Consider the following 22,710-nt stretch of genomic DNA (forward strand, 5'->3'; position numbering starts at 1 on the left):
GAGCCGATGGTACTCCGCGGGAAACCGCGTGGGAGAGTAGGTCGCTGCCGGATTCTTTTTGAAAGCCCCTGGTGCCTCATGGCACCAGGGGCTTTGTCTTTGCGGGCTTCGGATCGCCTGCCGTGAACGCACGTGTTCGCGTTCGCTCGGCTTCATGCGCTCCTTCCTACGGGATGGCGCGCTGCGTTGTGTCGAATCGACCTCGCTCGGAGTCCGCTGTCCAGAAGGTTCAGGAGCGTCGGGCAATCTCCTCATGTGGCGGTCCAAGAAGCGCGATTCGCTGGGGGTCGAACCTCCCTCGCGGATGCCCCTCGGACTGCTTCACCTGGCCTCTTGGGGCCGCCTGGGAGGGCCGCGATTGTGATCGGATCGGTGACGTTGGCGCGCCCCGCGAATGAGGGGTGGGTCAGCTCCAGGGCGTCTGGACTCCAAGTTCTCGGATTCCTTGGGGAATCGCGTCATTGTGGATGTTTGACCGCCGTTCCTACTGGATCTAGAGTCATTGCTCCCCCCGGTCTGCGCACCGCCTGCCGCGGTTCGTACTCGCCGGCGCCGGGCAGCCCCGCGAGATGAAGAAGCCGACCTTCTTTGGGAAGTACCTGCTCCTCGAGCGCGTCAACGTCGGCGGTATGGCCGAGGTCTTCATCGCGAAGGCCTTTGGCGTCGAGGGCTTCGAGCGCATCCTGGCCATCAAGAAGATCCTCCCGACGATGGCCGAGGATGACGAGTTCATCACGATGTTCATCGATGAGGCGCGAATCAGCGTTCAGCTGAACCACGCCAACATCGTGCACATCCACGAGCTCGGGAAGCACGAGGACGCGTACTTCATCGCCATGGAGTACGTGGCGGGCCGCGACGTTCGCACGCTCCTGGAGCGCTATCGCCGTCGCAAGGAGATCATGCCCACCGCACAGGCGGTGTTCATCGTCTCGAAGATGTGTGAGGGCCTGGACTACGCCCACCGCAAGAAGGACGCGCGCGGCCAGGATCTGCACATCATCCACCGCGACGTGTCTCCGCAGAACATCCTCGTCTCCTACGAAGGCGAGGTGAAGATCATCGACTTTGGCATCGCCAAGGCCGCCAACCGCTCTCAGAAGACCCAGGCCGGCATCCTCAAGGGGAAGTTCGGCTACATGAGCCCGGAGCAGGTCCGGGGCATGCCCATCGACCGGCGCAGCGACATCTTCGCGGTCGGTGTGCTGCTCTACGAGATGCTCACGGGCGAGAAGCTCTTCGTGGGCGAGTCGGACTTCTCCACGCTGGAGAAGGTGCGCAACGCGGACATCCCGTTGCCGCGGGAATTCAACCCGAACATCTCCTCGGGCCTGGAGAAGGTCGTCCTCAAGGCGCTCGCTCGCGAGCCCGAGGACCGCTACCAGTGGGCGTCGGACCTCCAGGAGGACCTGATGCGCTTCCTCCTCGCGGGGGATGCCATCTACTCGTCGAAGCACCTGTCCGGCTTCATGAAAGAGGCCTTCGCCGAGGACATGCTCCGCGAGGCCGAGAAGATGGAGCGCTATGCCTCCGTCGAGCGCCCCGACCAGATTGAGCACTCGGGCGTGACGGTCCCGCCGCCTGCGGCGGCGCCGCCACCCCGCGCGACCGCGCAGAAGAAGTCTCCTGCTCCCTCGGCGTCGGGCTCTCCCGTGGGCCGCGCCTCCACGGCGCCTGCCCAGCCCGCGCCAGGCTACATCCCGCCGCCCACCGCCGAGGAGCTGGCGGAGATGGATGGCGCCGCGGACAAGACGCAGATCGTCGACTCGACGCACACGTTCCGCGCGCCCGAGACCCGCATCGCTGACAGCAGCGTCGTGGTGGATGACAGCATCACGGGCCGTTCGGAGAACCCCATCGACCGGGCCGGGCACCACACCAGTGCTTCTCCGTTCGCTCGCGACGATGCGCCGCGCGGCAAGGGCAAGAGTGGCCCCAAGTCGCAGGTCATCATCGGGGATGAGGGCGGCGAGGCCTATGCCGGCGCGACCATGATCGGTCCGGCTCCAACGGCTCCTCCCTCCCGCGGGCGTGGGGGATCGGCCGCCCCGGTGCTCGACCCCGAGGAAGAGGAGACGACGGGCAACATCACTCTCCCCGTGGGGTCCCGCCACAACGGGCTCCGCGCCCAGGCCGCCGACGAGGAGGACCCGGACGGCGCCTACGACGACCAGGGCGACGAGTTCGACCGTGGAGGCGAGGAAGACTACGGGGACGAAGGGCAGCAGGACGCGGACGAGCCGCCCTATGACGACGAGGCCGACGGCCCGGCGACCATTCCCCAGAAGGCTTCCAAGATGGCGAAGCCGGCCCCGGCCGCCAAGGTCGAGGCCAAGGCCAAGGCCAAGCCGAAGGCACCGGCAGGGCCGAAGAAGCCGCTTCCCAAGCCCGCCATCATCGGCGCGGCCGTCGCGGTGGCACTGCTCCTCATCGGGGGCGTCGTGGTGATGGTCCGTGGCTCGTCCACGGGCTCCGTCAACTTCATCGTGAACGCGATGAACGCCACCGTCCTCGTGGACGGGGAGCCGGTGATCGCCAATCAGGTCATCGAGTTGTCCGCGGGCCTGCACCAGGTGACGGCCTCCGCTCCCGGCTACCAGCCCGTGAAGCAGCAGGTGGAGGTCGTCGCGGGGCAGGCGGCGACCCCCATCCTCCTGGGGCTGACGGCCACCGCGCCCACTCCCAAGGAGCCCGAGCCCAAGCCGCCGGAGCCGAAACAGCCGGAGCCCCAGGTTCCCCCCACGACGCCGCCCCCGGTCGTCGACAACACGCCCCCGCCCACGACGCCGGAGCCCCCGCCGCAGAAGCCTGTCGAGCCGCCAGCGCCGAAGACGTTCACCGCCGTGTTCGAAGGCCAGGAGGGCGCGGAGATCACGGTCAACGGCAAGTCCCTGGGCAAGCTGCCCGGGGCGAAGCTCGCGGACCTGGAGATCGGCAAGAAGTACACCTTCACGGCGAAGCGCTCGGGCTACAAGCCCTTCTCGGGCGACTTCCTGTCCGGCGGTGACACGGAAGTGCGCGTGGCCGTGGACATGGAGGCCGAACCCGCGCCCGAGCCACCCAAGCCCACGCCGCCGAAGCCGAAGCCGCCGCCTCCCGTCGTCGTCGCGACCCCGAAGCCTCCGCCTCCTCCCAAGCCCGTGGCGGCCGCCGCGATGGGCAAGTTCGCCTGCAGCACGTCTCCAGCGGGCGCCCAGATCTGGGTGGATGGAAAGAACACGGGTCGGGTCAGCCCCGTCCCGCTGGGCAATCCGCTGTCGCTCGCCGTGGGCAAGCGCAAGGTCGTCTTCAAGCTCAACGGCAAGTCGACCAAGCCCCAGGTGGTGGTCATCGAGGCGGAGGGCGTGGCCAAGCTCATCAACGTTCCGGTGAACTGAGCGGACGGGCCAGAGGGCATCTTGTGCCCTCCGAGATTGTTGAGCAGGGATGGCAGGGGGCGGGCTATGACGCCCCGCCCACGACGCTCCTTACGTTGAGGTGATGTGTCCATGAACACGATGTCCACTCGAGCCAAGCCCGACGCTGGCCCCGCGCAGCAGCCCTTCACCTATCCACTCCGCAAGGAGTTCGTGGAGCCCGACTGGCGGCGCATCCCCGGCTACAAGGACGTCACCGCGGCGGAGTGGGAGAGCTCGGTGTGGCAGCGCAAGCACACCGTGAAGAACCTGCGCGAGCTGCGGGCGACGCTCGGGGCGCTGCTGCCCGACGACCTGGCGGCGAGCATGGAGCTGGACCAGAAGGAGCGGGCGACGATGTCCATCCTCGTCCCGCCCCAGATGCTCAACACCATGAACCTGGAGGACCTGTGGAGCGACCCGGTCCGCCGGTACATGCTCCCGGCGATCGCCGACCGCCGCACCGACTGGCCCAACCACCCGCGCGCCAGCCGTGACAGCCTCCACGAGGCGGACATGTGGGTCGTCGAGGGCCTGACGCACCGCTATCCGACCAAGGTGCTGGCGGAGATGCTGCCCACCTGCCCGCAGTACTGCGGCCACTGCACGCGCATGGACCTGGTGGGCAACGACGTCCCCCAGGTGTCCAAGCACAAGTTCGCGACCGGTCAGAAGGAGCGCTACGAGCAGATGCTGGACTACCTGCGCCGCACGCCCACCGTGCGCGACGTGGTGGTGTCCGGCGGCGACATCGCGAACCTGCCCATCCAGGCGCTGGAGCCGTTCGTCAGCGCGCTGATGGACATCCCGAACATCCGGGACATCCGCCTGGCCAGCAAGGGGCTCATGGCCCTGCCGCAGCACTTCCTCCAGGACAGCGTCCTGGCGGGCCTGGACCGGCTGGCGAAGAAGGCCGTGGACCGTGGCGTGGACCTGGCGCTGCACACGCACGTCAACCACGCGCAGCAGCTCACGCCGCTGGTGGGCAAGGCCGTGCGCAAGCTGCTCGACATGGGCTTCCGCGACGTGCGCAACCAGGGGGTGTTGCTGCGCGGCGTGAACGACAGTCCCAAGGCGCTGTTGGACCTGTGCTTCACGCTGCTCGACCACGCGAAGATCCTGCCGTACTACTTCTACATGTGCGACATGATCCCCAACAGCGAGCACTGGCGGCTGTCGGTGGCCCAGGCGCAGAAGCTCCAGCACGACATCATGGGGTACATGCCGGGCTTCGCCACGCCGCGCATCGTGTGTGACGTGCCGTTCGTGGGCAAGCGGTGGATCCACCAGGTGTCGGAGTACGACCGCGAGCGCGGCATCTCCTACTGGACCAAGAACTACCGCACGAGCGTCGAGGCGAACGACGCCGACGCACTTGATCGGAAGTACGAGTACTACGATCCCATCGACACGCTGCCGGAGTCCGGTCAGGCGTGGTGGCGGGAGCAGCCCAAGGCCGCGTGATGGATTCCTCCGCGGGCGCGCTGGCGCCCTTGTTCACCCGTCCCTCGCTCAGCGCGGAGGGGCGGGCCCGGTTGTTTCCCTCCGCGACCGACGCGGAGTGGGGCGACTGGCGCTGGCAGCAGCGGCATTCGGTGCGCAACCTGGAGCAACTGGAGCGCTACGTGCGCCTGACCCCGGAGGAGCGCGCCGGGGTGCAGGAGACGTCCTCGCTGTTCCGCGTGGGCATCAGCCCCTACTACCTGTCGCTCATCGATCCCGACCACGCGTCGTGCCCGGTGCGCATGCAGTCCATCCCGGTGCGTGCCGAGGCGCGGGTGCGGCCCGGGGAGCTGGAGGATCCGCTCGGCGAGGACAAGACGCGCCCGGAGGAGTGCATCGTCCATAAGTATCCGGACCGGGTGCTGTTCCTGGCCATCGATACGTGTTCCGTCTACTGCCGGCACTGCACCCGGCGGCGCATCACCAAGGGCGGCGAGGCGGAGCTCACCAAGGATCAGATGCGCCGGGGCATCGACTATGTGCGCAACCACCCCGAGGTGCGCGACGTGCTCATCTCCGGGGGCGATCCGTTCCTGCTGAGCGAGGAGCGGCTGGAGTCGCTGCTCGCGCCGCTGAGCGAGATTCCGCACGTGGAGATGATCCGCATCGGGACGCGCGTTCCGGTGGTGCTGCCCATGCGGGTCACGGATTCGTTGGCGCGCCTGCTGCGCCGCTACGCGCCCGTCTACGTCATCACCCACTTCAACCACCCGAAGGAAGTGACGCCCGAGGCCCGTGAGGCGTGCGAGCGGTTGGTGGACCATGGCGTGCCGGTGGAGAACCAGGCGGTGCTGATGCGGCAGCTCAACTCGGATGCGCGCATCATCAAGGAGCTGTCGCACGTGCTCCTGCGCAGCCGCGTGCGTCCGTACTACCTGCACCAGATGGATGTGGCGGAGGGGTGCGAGCATCTGCGCACGCCCATCGCCAAGGGGTTGGAGATCCTCCAGCAGCTGCGCGGACACACCAGCGGGCTCGCGGTGCCGCACCTCGCCGTGGACCTGCCCGGCGGGGGAGGGAAGGTCACGCTCCAGCCCGACTACGTCATCGAACGGGGCGAGCGGGAGACGCTGTTCCGCAACTACAAGGGGCAGACGTACGCCTACCCCGAGCCCGAAGAGACGGATTGCTCCTGCCCGTACGACGAGGTGTGGCAGGCCCGGGCGCGGGAGCTGCGCGCCGCGGGTCGCTGACGGCCCCGAAGTCCTGGCGCGCGCTGGGAGCTACTTGCCGCGCTTGGAGCCCGACTTGGACGCCTTCCGGCCGGGGGCCGAGTGCGGGGTGCCGCCCGTGTCACCGATGTCCACGGCCGGCGCGGTCTCCAGCTTGGAGTCGACATCGACGACGGGGTCCGCCCCCTCCTCGGCTTCGAGCTCCACGGGGTCCGCGTCGCTGAAGCCCTGCTGGATGTGGACCTCTCCGTCGCCCTTGCGCTTCTTCGCCTCGGCTTCCTTCTCCGCCTTGGCCTTGTCGTCGAGCCGCTTGGACTCGTTGGCGACGCGCTGGTTGTCCTCGGGCGTCATCCGGGCCGTGTAGCCCGCGTACTCCTTCGCGGAGACGCCGTGCTTCTCCATGACCTTGGCCGCCTCCTCCTGCTGGGCGCGGATGGACTTGCCGCGGTCCTCGTTGCTCATCTCCGACGGTTTGCGGTCGCCGTACTCGGCGTTCACCTTGGCCTGGGCCGCGGCCTCATCTCGCTGGATGGCGGCCACCTTCTCCGGCGTCAGTCCTTCCTCCTCCGCGAAGGCAGGGGTCGCCAGCACCAGCGACGAGGCAGTGAGCATCAACGAGAGACGGGGGATCATGGGGAGGCTCCTCAATCGGACCCATCATAGGCATGGAGCCCGAGGGGACGCATGGGCGAGCGCCTCCCGGTGGGCGGTTCTTCGCCGCGCGCCAGCTCAGGGGGCCTGACAGCGGGTGCAGCCGTCTCCGGCGCCCGCGCACTGCTCGCGTGCCTTGGCGCAACGCGGCGGCAGGTCGTCGCGGTCCGCGTTCCGGTCCACGAGCCCGCAGAGCCGCTCCGCCGTCGCGCAGGTCTTCGCGGAGACGTCGCACTGCTCCGCGCAGCTCATGTTGTCTTCCTGCTCGCGTGCCCGGAGCTCGTCGAGGCGCGCCTCGATGCCGTCGATGGCCGCGTCGTCATCTCCGGCCACCCGCGTGTCCACGTGCTTCGCGCAGCCCGTCAGCGCGAATCCCACCAAGACGAAGAGGGCCATCCACGACCGGGTCGCTCGCATGCCCTACCCATATGCGCCCGCTCCGGGCCGCGTCCAGTCGCCCACTCCCTCGGCTGGGTTCGGCAATGGAGAACGGGTCCTGGGGAAGTGGGGGGCGCTCACCGTGGAGGGCGTGGGCCCGGGGTCAGCGTCGTTCCGGTGAGCGCATGCGGCGCTCGGGTCTGGGGTCTGGCTCCGGGGGCCGGGTCCAATACAGCCAGGCCGTCAGGGCCAGGAGCGCGGCCACGGCCAGCCGGCGCAGCCATTCCTCCCGGGCCCTTCGGGGGGAGTCCGCGTCCGCCTGCGCGGCCTGGGCCAGCGCGGCCTCCACCTGCGGCCCTGCTTCATGCATCCGCCGGCACAGCTGGGCCACCGGGGCGAGCGCGACCGGAACAGGGGCGGTGTCTCGCTCCACGGCCGCGGCCAGCATGCGCTCCCAGGCGGCGGCCTCCTCCGCGCTCTCCGGAGGCCTCGCGGGCTGCCCCGCCTGCCGGGCCAGCTCCACGCCCGCTCGCAACAGGAGCACCGAGAAGGCGTCGCTCGAAATCCCGTACCAGGTCGCGCACTCCTCGAGCGGGCGGCGCTCCACGAGCCGGCGGACCAGCACGGCGGACGCGCGGGGCTCCAGCTCGCGCAGGGCCGCGACCAGGGCCTCGGGGGGGAGGCGGGCGGCATCGGGGACGGAGGGGGTCATTCGGGGCTCCATTTTGCGCCATCCGCCGGGGGATTTCGCGGCCTCATCCGCCCTGGCGCGTCCGGGCCCCCGGCCGATTTCTTGAGGCGGATCGCCCCGCCCCTAGACTGTTCAACCATGTTGCAACGTGTGGCATTGCTGCTGCTCCTGCTCGTGTCGTCGCGGGCGTCCGCCGTGGAGACGATGCGCATTGCCATGGACGACCCCGGAGACGAGGTGCGCGTCAGCGGACGCGGCCTGGGCTTCGGACCCGATGCCGAAGACGGTGCCTTCGTCGCCATCACCGCCGGTCAGGCCCAGGTGCGCCGCCGCAATGGGCGGCTGGAGGTCAACGGGGCCCCCGTCATTGGCGACGCCATCCGTTTCCGAGGCGGCATGGAGGCCTCCGACGCGGGCGGGCCCGGCAACGAGCCCCTCAAGGCCGGCAGCGCGCAGGTCCGCGGCGACGTCGTCGTGCGCCTCTACCGGGACAGCCTCCAGCTCATCAACGTCATCCCGCTGGAGGACTACCTCGCCGCCGTGCTGGGCAGCGAGATGCCCGTGTCGTTTCCCCTGGAGGCGCTCAAGGCCCAGGCCGTCGCCGCGCGCACTTACGCGCTCCAGAAGAAGCTGGACTCCTACGGCGCCGCCTTCCACATGGGCAGCAGCGTGCTCCACCAGGTGTACGGCGGGGTGAACCGCGAGGACGCCAAGACGCGCGCCGCCGTCGAGGCCACCCGCGGCGAGGTGCTGACGTACGACCTGGCGCCCATCGAGGCGTACTTCCACGCCTCCTGCGGCGGCCACACGGAGTCCGGCCAGGACGCCCTGCAGCGGAACCTGCCGTACCTCAGGCCCGTCGACTGCCCGTGCGGAAAGCTGCCCGCCAGCCGCTGGTCCGCGACCCTCTCCGAAGCCGAGCTGCGCAAGGCCCTGAAGTCCTCCCCGGAGGGGCTGCGCGTCACCGGCCGCACGTCCACGCACCGGGTGACCCGCGTGACGCTGAAGGACGGCACCGTGGTGGACGGCGTGCTGTTCCGGCGGAAGCTGGGCTACACGCGCCTCAAGAGCCTGGACTTCGACGTGGAGGCGTCCGGCAAGGACTATGTGTTCACCGGCCGTGGGTTCGGTCATGGCGCGGGCCTGTGTCAGTGGGGCGCCAAGGCCTTCGCGGACCAGGGCCGGACGTACCGGGAAATCCTCTCCCACTACTACCCGGGCGCCGAGTTCCAGCAGCTCTACTGACCGCTCTGGATGGGTTCCCCAGGCGGCGCGGGGGCTGCTACAAGCGCTGACCCCGTGTCGTCCCTCCTCTCCGACTACGATTTCGAGCTCCCCGAGGCGCAGATCGCCCAGGCCCCGCTGCCCCACCGGGACGCGTCGCGCCTGATGGTCGTCAGCCGTGCCACCGGCGCCTGGAGCCACCAGCACTTCACCGACCTCGTGGACCTGCTTCGCGAGGGCGACCTGCTCGTGCTCAACGACGCGCGCGTCATCCCCGCTCGCCTGCTGGGCCAGAAGAGCGGCACCGGGGGCCGCGTGGAGCTGCTGGTGGTCCGGCCCGCCGCGGCCGCGACGCTCACCTCCGCCGCGCTGGGCGGCGCGCCCGAATCGCTCGACTGGGTCTGCCTGGGGCAGGCGTCCAAGGGGCTCAAGCCCGGCCAGTCCGTCACCTTCGCCGGAGGCCTGTCCGCCGAGGTCCTGGAGGCCCTGGGGGGAGGGGAGTACCGGGTGCGCTTCCATGCGGCCCCGGGCGCGTCGCTCGCCAGCCTGTTGGAGGCCGCGGGCCGGCTGCCCCTGCCGCCGTACATCACCCGCGAGCCCGGCGCCGCGGACGCGGAGCGCTACCAGACCGTGTACGCCCGCGCGTCCGGCGCCGTGGCCGCGCCCACCGCCGGGCTGCACTTCACCGAGGACGTGTTCGCGCGGCTCGCGGCGAAGGGCGTGGGGCGCGTGGAGGTGACGCTCGACGTGGGGCCCGGCACCTTCCTCCCCGTGCGCGAGGAGGTGCTGGACAAGCACCACATGCACCCGGAGCGCTTCACCGTGCCGGAGGCCACGGCCGCCGCCGTGAACGCCGCGAAGGCGGAGGGCCGCCGGGTGGTCGCGGTGGGCACCACGGTGGTGCGCACGCTGGAGTCCGCCACCGACCCCCAGACGGGCCGGCTGAGGGCCGGGCCCGGGGAGACGGCGATGTTCATCCGCCCCGGCTATGTCTTCCGCCAGGTGGACGTGCTCCTCACGAACTTCCACCTGCCGCGCTCCACGCTGGTGATGCTGGTGAGCGCGCTCCTGGGCCGGGAGCGCACGCTCGCCGCGTACCAGGAGGCCGTGCGCGCGGGCTACCGGTTCTTCAGTTACGGCGATGCCATGTTGGTGAAGGAGTGAGTGCCGTGGTCGACGAGCAGCGCAAGGAGAAGGGCGATACCCGCGTGCCCCCGGGGCTGGTGCGCTTCGAGCTGTTGCACGAGGACGCCGGCACCCAGGCCCGCCGCGGCCGGCTGCACACGCCCCACGGCCCCATCGAGACGCCCATCTTCATGCCCGTGGGCACCGTGGGCAGCGTCAAGGGCGTGGGCCCGGACGACCTGCTCGCCCTGGAGGCGCAGATCATCCTGGGCAACACCTATCACCTGATGCTGCGCCCGGGAGAGCCGCTCATCGGAGAGATGGGCGGCCTGCACCGCTTCATCTCCTGGGACCGCCCCATGCTCACGGACAGCGGCGGCTTCCAGGTGTTCAGCCTGTCGGAGAAGCGGAAGATCACGGAGGAGGGCGCCGCCTTCCAGTCGCACCTGGACGGCTCCCGGCACTCGCTGTCGCCGGAGCGCTCCATCGCCATCCAGGAGACGCTGGGCGCGGACATCATCATGGCGTTCGATGAGTGCCCCCCGTCCACCGAGGACCGCGCCTACCTGGAGAAGTCCCTGGCCCGCACCACGCGCTGGCTGCACCGGTGCGTGAAGGCGTGGAGCCGGGAGCGCTCGTCGCTGTTCGGCATCGTACAGGGCGGCCTCCACGAGGACCTGCGCAAGCGCCACGCGGAGGAGGTGTGCGCGGTGGACCTGCCCGGCTACGCGCTGGGCGGCTACTCCGTGGGCGAGGCGCCCGAGGCGATGCACGCGGGCGTGGCCTACTCCGCGCCGCTCCTGCCCCGCGACCGCCCGCGCTACCTCATGGGCGTGGGCACGCCGCTGGACCTGGTGACGTGCGTGGAGCACGGCGTGGACATGTTCGACTGCGTGCTGCCCACGCGGTGCGCGCGCAACGGCCTGCTCTTCACCTCGGAGGGCAAGCTGGTCATCCGGAACGCGGCATACGCCAGGGACCCGCGTCCCGTGGACCCGGCGTGCTCCTGCTATACCTGCCGCACGTTCAGCCGCTCCTACCTGCGCCACCTCTTCGCGGCGGGGGAAATCCTCGCGATGCGGCTCAACACGCTGCACAACCTGCACTACTTCCTGGACCTGATGGCCCAGGTGCGCCGGGCCATCGCCGAGGACCGTTTCGCGGCGTTCGCCCGGGACTTCCGGGCCCGGGCCCACGCTCAGGAAGCCGAGCGCAAAGGCGGCCGGTGAGCGGCCAGAGGCTTTGCCACGCTTCCGGCGTTCACTTGCTCACATGGGGCGCCCTTGCTAAGAGGCCACCCTTTCGGATGATTTGCCCCCACCCGTCCGCCGGGTCGGGGCGCGCTTTCCGAGTCCTCCCTCTCAAACGACGAGGCAGTGTGTGGCTGACAGTTTCCTGATTCTCGCGCAGGCCGGGGCCGGTTCTCCCCTGGGGACCTTTGGCTTCCTCGCCGTGCTGGTCGCCATCATGTACTTCGTGATGATCCGCCCCCAGCAGAAGCAGCTCAAGGAGCACCGCGCCCTGCTCGCGGGGCTGAAGAAGGGGGATGACGTCGTGACGCAGGGCGGCATCCTCGGGCGCATCCATCAAGTGGATGACACCACCGTGACGGTGGAAGTGGCCAGCGGCGTGCGCGTGCGCGTGCTGAAGTCGGCTGTCAGTGCGAAGGGGTCCGTTCCGGTGGCCGGGGCCCCGGCGACGACCCCCGCCGAGAAGAAGGAGGAGAAGTAATGGACCGCGGCTGGTGGTGGAAGTTCGGAATGATTGTCGCGGTGACGCTGGGAACGTTCTGGTTCCTCGTCCCGACGTACTACTCGCTGGTGGTGTTGGACCGCTCCGAGCGCAACAACATCGCCGTGCTGGAGCAGCGGCTGCCCAAGTGGGCGCCCCCGGCCAGGTACCGCCTCAACCTGGGGCTGGACCTGCAGGGCGGCATCCACATGGTCATGCGCGTGGACACCAAGACGGCCCTGCAGAAGCGCACCGAGCGCCGCGGCCAGCAGATCGCCACGTACGTCAACGACAAGAAGCTGGGCGAGGTGACGGCGGACACGGATCCGGAGCGGCTGCAGCTGACGCTGACCGCGAAGGACCCGGCGACCATGGACGCCATCCAGAAGGAGGTCCTGGCCACCTTCACCGACTTCTCCCTGGACTCGCGCAACGGCGGCACGCTGGTGCTCAAGCCGGACGAGGGCCAGGTGAACCGCTTCCGCGATGAGGCCGTGGACCAGGCGATGCTCGTCATCCGTCGCCGCATCGACAAGTGGGGCGTGGCGGAAGTGGATGTGCGCAAGCTGGGCACGGACTCCATCCAGATCTCGCTGCCCGGCCGCAGCAACCCGGAGCAGGCCAAGGAGCTGGTGGGCACCACCGCGCAGCTGGAGTTCCGGATGGTGGACGACACCAACCCGCAGGTGTTCGCGCAGATGTTCCAGCAGCACCCGCCTCCGGCCGACAGCAAGATCACGCTGGTGGATGACGAGGGCTTCCCGCAGCTGTCCTCGCCCAACCGCGAGGCGCTGCTGGCGTACGCGAAGGACAAGACGCCGGAGGGCCGCGACGTCGTGACCCAGTGCGTGGCGAACCCGGTGAAGAAGAACGACTGCCTGTCCTACCGCAGCTACCTGCTGGACAAGAACGTGCCGCTCACGGGCGAGAGCCTGTCCGGCGCGGATGCGTCCGTCAGCCAGATGAACGAGCCGGAGGTGAACCTGGCGTTCGATCCGGCCGGCGCGCGTGAGTTCGAGAAGCTGACCGAGGCCGCCGTGGGCCGCCGGATGGCCATCGTGCTGGACGACAACGTGCACACCGCCCCGCGCATCAACGAGAAGATTGGCGGCGGCCGGGCGCGCATCACCATGGGCCGCGCCGGCGCGCGCAGCTTCGAGGAGTGGCTGGGCGAGGCGCAGACGCTGGCGCTGGTGCTCAAGGCGGGCGCGCTGCCCGCGCCGGTGACGGTGGGCGAAATCCGTCAGGTGGGCGCGACGCTGGGCGACGAGCTCATCAAGAAGGGCAGCCTGGCCGCGCTGGTGGGCCTGGCGCTCGTCGTGGTGTTCATGGCGGTGTACTACCGCAAGTCCGGCCTCATCGCGGACGTGGCGCTGCTGCTCAACGGCCTGCTCATCCTGGCGGGTCTGGCGTTCTTCAACGCCACGCTGACGCTGCCGGGCATCGCGGGCTTCGTGCTCACGCTGGGCATCGCGGTGGATGCGAACGTGCTCATCAACGAGCGCATCCGCGAGGAGCTGTCCCACGGCAAGTCCGCGCGCGCGGCGGTGGACCAGGGCTACGACCGCGCCTTCTGGACCATCTTCGACGCGCACGTGACGACGCTCATCGCGGGCTTCATCCTGTTCTTCACGGGAACGGGCCCGGTCCGCGGCTTCGCCACCACGCTCATCGTGGGCCTGCTGGCGTCGCTGTTCACGTCCATCGTCGTGACGCGCGTCATCACGACCTACTTCGTCCACGGCCGTAACGCGCAGTCGGTGTCCGTCTAACCGGCCCAGGCGCCACGGGAACCCGCCATGCAGATTCTCAAGCACAAGACGAACTTCGACTTCATCGGCAAGCGCAAGCCGGCCCTCTTCATCTCCACCCTGTTGAACCTGGCCATCATCGTGGGCATCGCCGCGGTGGGCTTCAACTTCGGCGTGGACTTCGCCGGCGGCACGGTGGTGGAGCTGAAGTACGACACGCCCACCACCGCGGAGCAGGTGCGCGAGCGCGCGCAGGCCGGCGGCCTGCACGACGTCAGCGTCCAGGGCGTGGGCGCGGCCGAGGAGAACTCCTTCCTCCTGCGCATGGGCGGCGTCACGCAGCTCACCGAGGAGAACGCGGAGCACGCCAAGGCGGCCATCCAGGGCCTGGGCGAGACGCGCAATGTCTACGCCGACATGGCGAACGGCATCGTCAACTTCCGCTCCGTGAAGCCCATGTCCGTGGAGGCCGTGAAGAAGGCGGTCGAGGGCGCGGGCATCGGCGTGCAGGAGGTGCGTGACCTGGGCGCGAACCAGGGCGGCACGGGCTACGACTACCAGGTCGTGGCGAGCGGCATGGCGGACAAGGTGTTCGCCGCGCTGAGCGCCGGTCTGGACAAGCCCAACTTCGAGCAGCGCCGCGTGGACTACGTGGGCCCGCAGGTGGGCAAGCAGCTGCGCAACCGCGGCGTGATGGCGCTCGTGTACTCCATGGTCGCGATCCTCATCTACGTGGCGTTCCGGTTCGACTTCAAGTTCGGCCCGGGCGCGCTGCTGGCCATGCTCCACGACGTCATCATGGTGGCGGGCTACTACCTGGTGAGCCGGCGCGAGTTCAACCTCACGTCCATCGCCGCGCTGCTCACCATCGTGGGCTACTCGGTGAACGACACCATCGTCATCTACGACCGCATCCGCGAGGACATGGCCAAGTACAAGGGCAAGCCCCTGCCGGAGGTCATCAACATCGCGGTCAACGACACGCTGGGCCGCACCATCCTCACCTCCGGCGTGACGGCGCTGTCGCTCATCGGTCTGCTCATCTTCGGCGTGGGCGAGATCTTCGACTTCGCCATGGCGATGCTGGTGGGCATCCTCGTTGGCACGTACTCGTCCGTGTACATCGCCAGCCCGGTCGTCATCTGGCTGGACGAGCGCGCGCACTCCCGCGAGGGCCACTCGGGCACCAAGCACGAGGCGAAGGCGGCCTGAAGCCGTCCCGGTTCGTGACGCGTTGAAGTGACGAGGGCCCTCCTCCCATCCGTGGGAGCGAGGGCCCTTCACTTTTTCGCGCGAGGCCGGCGCGCTCGACGCTCGCGCTCCGCGTGAGGGGCGCGCTCTGGTGCGATGCCGTTGCGTGCAGTCCTCGTCGTCGAGGACGCGGGACGTGCCGCGCACGCCGACGGTGCGGCACGCGTGCCGAGCACCGCGCACCCGCCGTGCAGGTGGAGGGCGGGAAGGCAGCCGAGCGCGCGTCTGAACGGACGTGCAGGAGGGTGGTGTGAGTGGTCGGGTTGGACTGCCTTGGTCGGACGTCTGAGGTACTGTCTTCTTCCATGCGGTGGTTGCTTCCAGACGTCGTCGAGCAGGAGGTGGGTTCGCTTGCGGGTGAGCTGTCGCTGCACCCGTTGGCGGCAAGGGTGTTGCTCCACCGGGGCTACCGCACGCCCGAGGCGGCATCGGCCTTCCTGTCGGACCGGCTGGCGGACCTGCCGGACCCGTTCCGGATGAAGGGCATGGGCCCCGCGGTGGAGCGCGTGCTGCGCGCCGTGCGGCTCAAGGAGAAGGTGACGCTCTACGGGGACTACGACGTGGACGGCGTGTCCTCCACCTCGCTCATGTACCTGTTCCTCAAGGAGCTGGGCGCCACCCCCGCCACGTACATCCCCCACCGGCTGGACGAGGGCTACGGCCTCAACCTGGGCGCGGTGGAGCGCATCGCGCAGGACGGCACGCGCCTGCTGGTGACGCTGGACTGCGGCATCACCTCCGTGGCGGAGATCGCGCGCGCGAAGGAGATGGGCCTGGACGTCGTGGTGGTGGACCACCACACGGTGCCGCCCACGCTGCCGCCTGCCACGGCGGTGCTCAACCCGCATCAGCCCGGCTGCGAGTACCCCACCAAGGTGCTGTGCGCCGCGGGTGTGGCCTTCAACCTCTGCATGGGGCTGCGCAAGCGCCTGCGCGATGACGGCTTCTTCGCCACGCGCAAGGAGCCCAACCTCAAGGCGCTGATGGACCTGGTGGCCCTGGCCACCGTGGCGGACGTGGTGCCGCTCACCGGCGCCAACCGCATCCTCGTGGCGCACGGCCTCCAGGAGCTCTCCCAGGGCCGCCGCCCCGGCATCCGCGCGCTGAAGGAGGTGGCCGGCCTGGAGCCGGATGCCGCCGTCACCGCGGGGCAGGTGGGCTTCCGCCTGGGGCCCCGCATCAACGCGGCGGGCCGCCTGCATGACGCGTCGCTGGGGCTCCAGCTTTTGTGCGCGGACTCCGTGGAGACGGCGCGCTCGCTGGCGCAGGTGCTGGACCGGGCGAACGCGGAGCGCCAGGGCATCGAGAGCAGCATCCTCACGCAGGCGCTGGCGCAGGCGGAGGAGCACCGGGACGCGCGCGGCTTCGTGCTCTACGACGAGGGCTGGCACCCCGGTGTCATCGGCATCGTCGCGTCGCGCGTGGTGGAGCGCTTCCACCGGCCCACGGTGATGGTGGGCGTGAAGGACGGCGTGGGGAAGGGCTCGGCGCGCAGCATCGAGGCGTTCCACCTGTACGACGCGCTCACCGGCTGCGCGGACCTGCTCACGCGCTACGGCGGGCACAAGCACGCCGCCGGCCTCACCGTGGACGCGAAGCAGCTGCCCGCCTTCCGTGAAGCCTTCGCGAAGATCGCCCAGCAGCGCCTGACGCCCGAGGACCTGATTCCGCGCTGCCGCGTGGACGCGGTGGTGAATCCCCGCGACCTGGACGCGACGGCGGTGGAGTCCCTCCAGCGGCTGGGGCCCTTCGGCCAGGGCAACCCGGAGCCCGTGCTGGTGCTGCGCGGCCAGACGGCCCGGCCGCGCGTGCTGCCCGCCAAGTCCGGTGTCAGCGGCGCGGGCCACCTCAAGCTCGCCCTGCTGGACGCGCCGGAGCTGGACGCCATCGGCTTCGGCATGGCGGATCGCGTGTCGCTGGTGGAGGGGCCGGTGGACCTGGCCTTCCAGGCCGGCTTCGACACCTTCCGGGGGCAGCGCAAGCTGTCCCTGCGCCTCAAGGACGTGCGTCAGGCCGCCTGATGCATCCCCCTGGGGCTTCTGGAGCCCCGGGGCGATGTCCGCGCTACGCGAGGCCCCAGCGCACCCGGCCGGGCGACATCAACGCCCCGGCCCGCGCCAACTCGTTGAGGCGGAAGCGCTCCGCCTGGCGCTCGAAGGCGGAGCGGCAGCCCTCCGAGCAGAAGAAGTACCGCCGCCGCTTGTACTCCGACGAGGGGTGGCCTTCTGGCGTTTCCAGGTGCCTGCCGCACACGGGATCCCAGTGCTTGCCGCCCTGCCGCTGCTCGTGCTCACCCTTCACGGTCCACCTCCCTCCGGCGCCCTGACTCCCCCAACCCCCGGCGACGTAAGCAGGGGGCATGCCAGGGAAGCGTCTCCTGGCACCGCCAATCCGAGGGAGCAAGGCCAGGGCATGGAGTGAGAAGAAAGTTCAACCCCCGCGTCCGCTCCCCGGCGGGGAAGGGAGCGGGGGCCAAGGTTCATCCGGGGCGTCCTAGAAGCCGACGCCGGCGCTGGCGCCCAGGAAGATGTCGTTGGCGTAGCCTCGGCGCAGCCCCATGGCCTCCAGTCGGAAAGTGAGGTGCAGCGAGCGCGACAGGGCGGGGCGCCCGCGCAGGCCGACGCCGTACTGGATGAGGGGCTTGAGGCCGTTCACCTTGGTCTCGTTCTCACCAATGGTGATGCCGGTGTTCTGGTAGGCGAGGCCGGCGCCTGCCTGCAGGTAGAAGCCGAAGGGCGAGTCCCCGAAGCGGAACAACCAGGCGGGCGCGAGCGTGAAGTAGTGAAGCCGCGTGTCCCCCTTGATGAATTCCGTGCCGTCACTGAGGCTGCCGTAGAGCCAGCGCAGGTCCGCGAAGAGGGCTTCGCGCAGGGTCTCGTTCTCCGTGATGAGCGAGCGGCCGAACTCCCAGGTGGCGCGCACGCCCAGGCCGGGGCGGTTGTCGGAGAAGTCGCCGCGGGCGCTGTCCACCATCAACAGTCCGCCCACCAGCTCCACCGCGACGCCCAGGTTGGGGTCGTCCAGGCGGGCCATGCGATGGAAGCCGTCGTCGTTCTCCCGCTCGGCGGCTTCGCGGAACTCGTCCGTCTCGTCCACCAGCTTGCGGCGTCGGTCGTAGGCGTCGTCGTCGTCCTTCTGGGCCTTCTTGGCGTTGCGGTCCGCCACGTCCTCCGGGTAGGCGTAGGGGTCGTCGTCGTCCGCGCTCTGGGCGAGCGCGGCGGGGGCGAGGAGCAGGCCGCCAGCGAGGCAGGCCTTGAGCCAGGTGTTCAAGGGAGCGGGCCTCACTGGAAGATGTTGGGGCAGGTGGTGCCGCCCGCGGTGCTGGGCGGGCAGAGGTTGTCGCCGATGAGGTCAGCGCGCGGGATCTGCAGGTGATCCATGAACTCGTTGCAGACGGCCTTGCGCAGCTCCAGGTCGGTGATGTGCGAGATGATGGCGCTGGCGGGGACGGCCAGCGTGAACAGCGACTGGTTGCCCAACACGAGCTGGGTGAGCTGATAGATGCCCGGGTTCGAGGGGTCCGTGTCGTAGTACGCGGAGACGATGGCGCGCTGCAGCTGCGCCTCCTGCCCGCTGGAGCGGCCCGCCTGGTAGAGCGCGGTCGCCAGCAGCGTGCCCACCTGGTACTCGCTGCCCTCGCCGGAGAAGGAGCCCACGTCCAGGCCGTAGAGCCTGTTGTACAGCAGCGCGCTCATGCACCGGTTGCCGTTGGACAGGTCGCGCGCGTCCGTGACCGCGGAGAACGGGCCGCCGTCGAAGGAGGACGCGAGGAAGCGCGGATCACACCCGCTGGGGCTGCGGCAGGTGGCGCCGTAGGCGTGGTAGTCCGCCAGGCCCTCGTCGAAGGACTTGAGCACGTTGGCGCCCGGGCTGGGGCTCTCCGCCGACCAGGTGGACAGCGACACGGGCAGCGACTGGGTGGCGTACGCCAGCCGGTTGAAGACCAGGTGCGAGTACTCGTGCGCCATCACCGCCGCGTTGAGCGGCAGGGGGGCGCGCTGGATTTGATCGAACGGCAGCACCAGGAAGGACTGGAGCACCGGGTAGAAGATGGCGTTGTCGCGCGCCGGCTCCTTGCTCGACTGCGCCTGGATGAACTCCGGGAAGTAGTAGAGCCTGGGCGTCGGTTCGAACGACGCCACCTTCACGTTGGCGACGGTGCGGAAGTACTCGTTGGCGCGCTCGAGGTTGTAATACGAGGTCACCATGTTCCAGGAGTGGAAGTCCGCCGGCCAGAGGACGTCCTGGCCCGTCGTCGGGTCCTTCTGGCTGATGTAGCTGGCCTTCACGTCGTGGCCGGTCTTCTTGAGCAGCACATCCTCGAGGGTGTCGACCGTGGCGTTCTGGAGCGCGGGGTCGTTCGCGTCGATGACGATGCGAGCGCCACCCTGGAGGTCGCCGACGCTGCCCTTCAGGCCGACGATGTCCTCGATGGTGGTGAGTTCGACCTGAGTGGGGACGTACTGGCCGTTGCTGGAGCGCGCGAGGACGGAGACCCGCACGGGGGCCTCGCTGTCCGGCGCGCAGCCGGCGGCCAGGGTCAGCCCGACGGCGGCGGTGATGACTGTTCGGAGCATGACGCCGTTTTACTCCGGACCGCTCAGAACGTGTATTCCCCTCCGAGTGTCAGGAGTCCGGAGGACTCCGCCGGGCCGTCCTCCGGGACGTCCCGCTGGAGGGCCACGGAGGCCCACATCCGCACCGTTTCCCCCAGGCGCACCGTCCACCGGGTGGCCACCACGTGGGCCACGCCCTGGGTGGGGACGTACCGGGTGAAGGCGTAGGACAGCTGGCCGCGCAGCGCGGGGCCCAGCCGCCAGGTGAGGGACGGCTTCACGTCGAAGCGGGCGGGGGCGGAGGGGAAGCCGGTGCCGGCGTTGACTTCCTCCAGGCGCCGGGTCACGGCCGTGCCCAGGTCGCGCAGCTGCCGCCGGCGCAGGCGCGCCAGGAGCTTCCGGGTGGCGACCTTGCTCTCCAGCTGGGCCTCCAGGGTCGCCGTCTCCGCGTCGGTGAACTGGCCCGCGGTGAGCGGGTCCTCGCTGTAGAAGGAGAAGCCCCCGCGCAGGCCCAGCTCCCAGCGGGCGTCCCAGATGAGCCGGCCCCCCAGGGTGGGCCGGGCCGCCCAGAGGATGTCCTCCTGCGCGTACCGCACGCTCCGGGTGTCGCCGGCGATGGTGAGGAGCTGGCGGCGCAGCGGGTAGCGGCTGACGCCCAGGCCCGCGTCCAGGCCGTACTCCCAGGTGGCGAAGCCGGCCGAGTCCCAGGCCGCCCCCAGCTGCAAGGACTGGCTGCTGTAGCCCGTCCGGGCCGTGAGGCCAGGGATGTCGAGCCGGGGGGACTCCGGGGTCAGCTCCGTGTCGGAGCCCTTGGCCAGGCCCACGCCGACGGCGCCGGACACGAGCCAGTGGTCGCCCGCCAGGTGATCCACGCCGACGGAGAGCTGGTGGGTGGCGGCGGTGCCGGACTCCGGCCGCGCCCCGGTGTAGCCGAGCGTGAGGTAGGTCGCCTCGCCCACGCCCACGTCCCCCAGCAGGCTCCAGAGGGCATCGCCGTGGCCGGCGCTCGCCTCGAGCGTGAGCGAGCTGTCCGCGCGCTCCGCCCCGGCGGCGGTCCCCGGCCCCCACAATGCCCACAACACGAGCCCGGCGCGGGCGCACGCGGCCATGCCCCCGGACCTGCGACGGATCTCCTGGTCCCCCTGCATGCCCCCATCAACCCGGAAGCCGGCGCAGGGTTGCGGGGACGGGCCGCCTTGCCTGCTCCAATGCCCATCTTCCGAGGAGGATCCAGGGGTGGACGCAGCGGGGCGTGAGCCATGGATTCCTTGACGCGTCGTTTCCACGATCCGCTATGGTGCCCGGCCTTCTCTCCCGAACCAAACGCAGGCGGTCCCCATGGCAGTTCCGTTCATCTCCGAGGTCAAGCGTACCCATACCTGCGGTCAACTCACGGCCGCGAACGTTGGCGAAGAGGTGGTCCTCTTCGGCTGGGTGCACAATCGCCGCGATCACGGCGGCGCGGTGTTCATCGACCTGAGGGATCGCGACGGGCTGACCCAGGTGGTGTTCGAGCCGGACAGCAAGGAGGCCCATGAGACGGCCGGCCACCTGCGCCTGGAGTACTGCGTCGGCATCAAGGGCAAGGTGCTCTCGCGCGGCAAGAACGTGAACCCGAAGATGAAGACGGGGGAGATCGAGGTGAAGGCCTCGGACCTGACCATCTTCAACCGCTCGGAGCCCACGCCGTTCCTCATCGAGGACAACGTGGACACCTCCGAGGAGAAGCGCCTGGCCCACCGCTACCTGGACCTGCGCCGGGGCCCCCTGCAGAAGACGTTGATGACGCGCTCGAAGATGAACGCGCTCACGCGCTCGTACATGGTGGGCAACGGCTTCCTGGAGCTGGAGACGCCCTTCATGGGCAAGTACACGCCGGGCGGCGCGCGCAACTTCCTGGTCCCCAGCCGGCTCAACCCGGGCAAGTTCTACGCGCTGGCGGAGAGCCCGCAGCTCTACAAGCAGCTGTTCATGGTCGCGGGCTTCGACCGGTACTTCCAGATCGTGAAGTGCTTCCGCGACGAGGACCTGCGCCTGGACCGGCAGCCGGAGTTCACGCAGATCGACGTGGAGATGAGCTTCGTCACCCAGGACGACATCTTCACCATCATCGAAGGGCTGCTGAAGAAGCTGTGGGGCGAGGTGCTGGGCCTGGACATCCCGACGCCGTTCCAGCGGATGGACTTCTACGAGTCCATGGCGAAGTACGGCAACGACAAGCCGGACCTGCGCTTCGGGCTGGAGCACGTGGTGCTCACGGACGTCATCCGCGAGCACGGCGCCGCGGGCGGCGTGCCGATGATGTGGGACGCGGTGCAGGAGAAGGGCATCGTCAAGGCGATGGTCGTCCCGGCGGAGAAGGCGCTGTCCCGCGCGGAGAGCGACAAGCTGGAGGACTTCGCGAAGCAGGCGGGCGCCCGCGGTCTGGCGCGCGCGAAGGTGGGCGAGGGCGGTGAGTGGACCCAGTCCCCGCTGTCCAAGACCATCACCCCGGCGCTGCGGCAGGCCATCAACCAGGCGTGCAACGCGAAGACGGGCGACCTCATCCTGTTCCAGTTCGGCAGGGAGTCGCTGGTGCACACGGTGATGGCGAACCTGCGCGTGCACGTGGCGAAGAAGCTGGGCCTCATCCCCGAGTACGGCAGCGGCGGCCAGTGGCGGTTCCTCTGGGTGGTGAACCCGCCGCTCTTCGAGTTCGACGAGGAGACGAACACCTGGGCGGCGGCGCACCACGCCTTCACCCGTCCGCATGACGAGGACGTGCAGTACCTGCTGACGGATCCGGGCCGCGTGAAGTGCCACCGCTACGACGTGGTGCTCAACGGCTTCGAGATCGGCGGCGGCTCCATCCGTCTGCATGATCCGAAGGTGCAGGCGGAGGTCTTCCAGGCGCTGGGCATCCAGGAGGAGGAGGCGCGCACCAAGTTCGGCTTCCTCCTGGACGCGCTCAAGTTCGGCGCGCCTCCGCACGGCGGCATCGCGCTGGGCATGGACCGCCTGGTGATGTTGCTGACGGGCGCGGAGTCCCTGCGCGACGTGATTCCGTTCCCGAAGACGAAGACGGGCACGGACACGATGACGGGCGCCCCTGGCGACGTGGACGAGAAGCAGCTGCGCGACCTGCACGTGCGCACGGTGCCGCTGCCGCAGAAGTAGCGGGGACGGCGGTGCGGCGACGCCGGGTGGAGGACACTCCCGGCGGGCCGCTCCGTCGCGTGCCACACCCCGGCCCCTTCAAGAGGGCGGGGGCCGTGGCCGGTAGGGGACGGATGGCCCCCAGGC

General features: G+C 69.7%; 18 protein-coding genes. 11 read left to right on the plus strand and 7 right to left on the minus strand.

Annotation, left to right across the window (positions count from 1 at the left end; translation table 11 throughout):
* Positions 1–569 precede the first annotated feature (569 nt).
* The 3 genes from FOF48_RS33315 to FOF48_RS33325 all read left to right on the plus strand — a co-directional run bounded on the left by FOF48_RS33315 (position 570) and on the right by FOF48_RS33325 (position 6,091).
* Positions 570–3,377: a serine/threonine-protein kinase gene (locus tag FOF48_RS33315; protein ID WP_143908509.1), complete on the plus strand. Its 2,808-nt coding sequence runs from the start codon at positions 570–572 to the stop codon at positions 3,375–3,377.
* Between the two features lie 111 nt (positions 3,378–3,488).
* Entirely contained in the window at positions 3,489–4,859 is a 1,371-nt protein-coding gene (locus FOF48_RS33320) for a KamA family radical SAM protein (RefSeq protein ID WP_143908511.1), read from the plus strand.
* Complete coding sequence (locus FOF48_RS33325; protein ID WP_143908667.1) at positions 4,859–6,091, plus strand: KamA family radical SAM protein; 1,233 nt, start codon at positions 4,859–4,861, stop codon at positions 6,089–6,091. The genes FOF48_RS33320 and FOF48_RS33325 overlap by 1 nt, the downstream gene beginning before the upstream one ends.
* 30 nt (positions 6,092–6,121) lie before the next feature.
* On the opposite strand, the gene FOF48_RS33330 is transcribed toward FOF48_RS33325, so the two are convergent.
* From FOF48_RS33330 to FOF48_RS33340, 3 genes are all read right to left on the minus strand, one after another.
* Complete coding sequence (locus tag FOF48_RS33330; RefSeq protein ID WP_143908513.1) at positions 6,122–6,703, minus strand: hypothetical protein; 582 nt, start codon at positions 6,701–6,703, stop codon at positions 6,122–6,124.
* Between the two features lie 96 nt (positions 6,704–6,799).
* Positions 6,800–7,138, minus strand: coding sequence for a hypothetical protein (locus FOF48_RS33335; RefSeq protein ID WP_143908515.1), 339 nt, complete (start codon positions 7,136–7,138; stop codon positions 6,800–6,802).
* 124 nt (positions 7,139–7,262) lie between these two features.
* Complete coding sequence (locus FOF48_RS33340) at positions 7,263–7,811, minus strand: hypothetical protein (protein ID WP_143908516.1); 549 nt, start codon at positions 7,809–7,811, stop codon at positions 7,263–7,265.
* A gap of 117 nt (positions 7,812–7,928) precedes the next feature.
* Here FOF48_RS33340 and FOF48_RS33345 point away from each other — a divergent pair, with 117 nt between their 5' ends.
* The 7 genes from FOF48_RS33345 (at position 7,929) to recJ (ending at position 16,893) form a co-directional block, all read left to right on the plus strand.
* Positions 7,929–9,035: a SpoIID/LytB domain-containing protein gene (locus FOF48_RS33345; RefSeq protein WP_143908518.1), complete on the plus strand. Its 1,107-nt coding sequence runs from the start codon at positions 7,929–7,931 to the stop codon at positions 9,033–9,035.
* A gap of 9 nt (positions 9,036–9,044) precedes the next feature.
* Positions 9,045–10,178: a tRNA preQ1(34) S-adenosylmethionine ribosyltransferase-isomerase QueA gene (gene queA, locus FOF48_RS33350; protein ID WP_143908520.1), complete on the plus strand. Its 1,134-nt coding sequence runs from the start codon at positions 9,045–9,047 to the stop codon at positions 10,176–10,178.
* 56 nt (positions 10,179–10,234) lie between these two features.
* On the plus strand, positions 10,235–11,368 hold the full coding sequence (gene tgt / locus FOF48_RS33355) for a tRNA guanosine(34) transglycosylase Tgt (RefSeq protein WP_201756672.1): 1,134 nt from the start codon (positions 10,235–10,237) through the stop codon (positions 11,366–11,368).
* A 151-nt stretch (positions 11,369–11,519) separates the two neighbouring features.
* Positions 11,520–11,870 carry a preprotein translocase subunit YajC gene (gene yajC / locus FOF48_RS33360; protein WP_143908523.1) on the plus strand — a complete coding sequence of 117 codons (351 nt, stop codon included), beginning with the start codon at positions 11,520–11,522 and terminating at the stop codon, positions 11,868–11,870.
* Positions 11,870–13,642, plus strand: coding sequence for a protein translocase subunit SecD (gene secD / locus FOF48_RS33365; RefSeq protein ID WP_143908525.1), 1,773 nt, complete (start codon positions 11,870–11,872; stop codon positions 13,640–13,642). Before yajC ends, secD begins: the two co-directional genes overlap by 1 nt.
* Positions 13,643–13,669: 27 nt before the next feature.
* Positions 13,670–14,833: a protein translocase subunit SecF gene (gene secF, locus FOF48_RS33370; RefSeq protein ID WP_143908527.1), complete on the plus strand. Its 1,164-nt coding sequence runs from the start codon at positions 13,670–13,672 to the stop codon at positions 14,831–14,833.
* Between the two features lie 344 nt (positions 14,834–15,177).
* A complete protein-coding gene (gene recJ, locus FOF48_RS33375; RefSeq protein ID WP_143908529.1) occupies positions 15,178–16,893 on the plus strand; it encodes a single-stranded-DNA-specific exonuclease RecJ in 1,716 nt (571 codons plus the stop codon).
* Between the two features lie 43 nt (positions 16,894–16,936).
* On the opposite strand, the gene FOF48_RS33380 is transcribed toward recJ, so the two are convergent.
* From FOF48_RS33380 to FOF48_RS33395, 4 genes are all read right to left on the minus strand, one after another.
* Positions 16,937–17,173: a YHS domain-containing protein gene (locus FOF48_RS33380; protein WP_255442942.1), complete on the minus strand. Its 237-nt coding sequence runs from the start codon at positions 17,171–17,173 to the stop codon at positions 16,937–16,939.
* 192 nt (positions 17,174–17,365) lie between these two features.
* Positions 17,366–18,142 (minus strand): hypothetical protein, encoded by a 777-nt coding sequence (locus tag FOF48_RS33385; protein ID WP_143908533.1) that lies wholly within the window; start codon positions 18,140–18,142, stop codon positions 17,366–17,368.
* 11 nt (positions 18,143–18,153) lie between these two features.
* Positions 18,154–19,449, minus strand: coding sequence for a hypothetical protein (locus FOF48_RS33390; RefSeq protein ID WP_143908535.1), 1,296 nt, complete (start codon positions 19,447–19,449; stop codon positions 18,154–18,156).
* Between the two features lie 23 nt (positions 19,450–19,472).
* Positions 19,473–20,576 (minus strand): hypothetical protein, encoded by a 1,104-nt coding sequence (locus tag FOF48_RS33395; RefSeq protein ID WP_143908537.1) that lies wholly within the window; start codon positions 20,574–20,576, stop codon positions 19,473–19,475.
* Positions 20,577–20,766: 190 nt separating this feature from the next.
* Here FOF48_RS33395 and aspS point away from each other — a divergent pair, with 190 nt between their 5' ends.
* On the plus strand, positions 20,767–22,584 hold the full coding sequence (aspS, locus tag FOF48_RS33400; RefSeq protein ID WP_143908539.1) for an aspartate--tRNA ligase: 1,818 nt from the start codon (positions 20,767–20,769) through the stop codon (positions 22,582–22,584).
* Positions 22,585–22,710: the final 126 nt, after the last annotated feature.

This window comes from Corallococcus sp. Z5C101001, assembly GCF_007352635.1.
In the GTDB taxonomy this organism is placed as follows: Bacteria; Myxococcota; Myxococcia; order Myxococcales; family Myxococcaceae; genus Corallococcus; species Corallococcus silvisoli.

Bases quoted from the DNA above. Each gene is read 5' to 3' on its own strand.
- FOF48_RS33315 (WP_143908509.1), top strand. From the start codon at position 570: ATGAAGAAGCCGACCTTCTTTGGGAAGTACCTGCTCCTCGAGCGCGTC.
- FOF48_RS33320 (WP_143908511.1), top strand. From the start codon at position 3,489: ATGAACACGATGTCCACTCGAGCCAAGCCCGACGCTGGCCCCGCGCAG.
- FOF48_RS33325 (WP_143908667.1), top strand. From the start codon at position 4,859: ATGGATTCCTCCGCGGGCGCGCTGGCGCCCTTGTTCACCCGTCCCTCG.
- FOF48_RS33330 (WP_143908513.1), bottom strand. From the start codon at position 6,703: ATGATCCCCCGTCTCTCGTTGATGCTCACTGCCTCGTCGCTGGTGCTG.
- FOF48_RS33335 (WP_143908515.1), bottom strand. From the start codon at position 7,138: ATGCGAGCGACCCGGTCGTGGATGGCCCTCTTCGTCTTGGTGGGATTC.
- FOF48_RS33340 (WP_143908516.1), bottom strand. From the start codon at position 7,811: ATGACCCCCTCCGTCCCCGATGCCGCCCGCCTCCCCCCCGAGGCCCTG.
- FOF48_RS33345 (WP_143908518.1), top strand. From the start codon at position 7,929: ATGTTGCAACGTGTGGCATTGCTGCTGCTCCTGCTCGTGTCGTCGCGG.
- queA (WP_143908520.1), top strand. From the start codon at position 9,045: ATGGGTTCCCCAGGCGGCGCGGGGGCTGCTACAAGCGCTGACCCCGTG.
- secD (WP_143908525.1), top strand. From the start codon at position 11,870: ATGGACCGCGGCTGGTGGTGGAAGTTCGGAATGATTGTCGCGGTGACG.
- secF (WP_143908527.1), top strand. From the start codon at position 13,670: ATGCAGATTCTCAAGCACAAGACGAACTTCGACTTCATCGGCAAGCGC.
- recJ (WP_143908529.1), top strand. From the start codon at position 15,178: ATGCGGTGGTTGCTTCCAGACGTCGTCGAGCAGGAGGTGGGTTCGCTT.
- FOF48_RS33390 (WP_143908535.1), bottom strand. From the start codon at position 19,449: ATGCTCCGAACAGTCATCACCGCCGCCGTCGGGCTGACCCTGGCCGCC.
- FOF48_RS33395 (WP_143908537.1), bottom strand. From the start codon at position 20,576: ATGCAGGGGGACCAGGAGATCCGTCGCAGGTCCGGGGGCATGGCCGCG.
- aspS (WP_143908539.1), top strand. From the start codon at position 20,767: ATGGCAGTTCCGTTCATCTCCGAGGTCAAGCGTACCCATACCTGCGGT.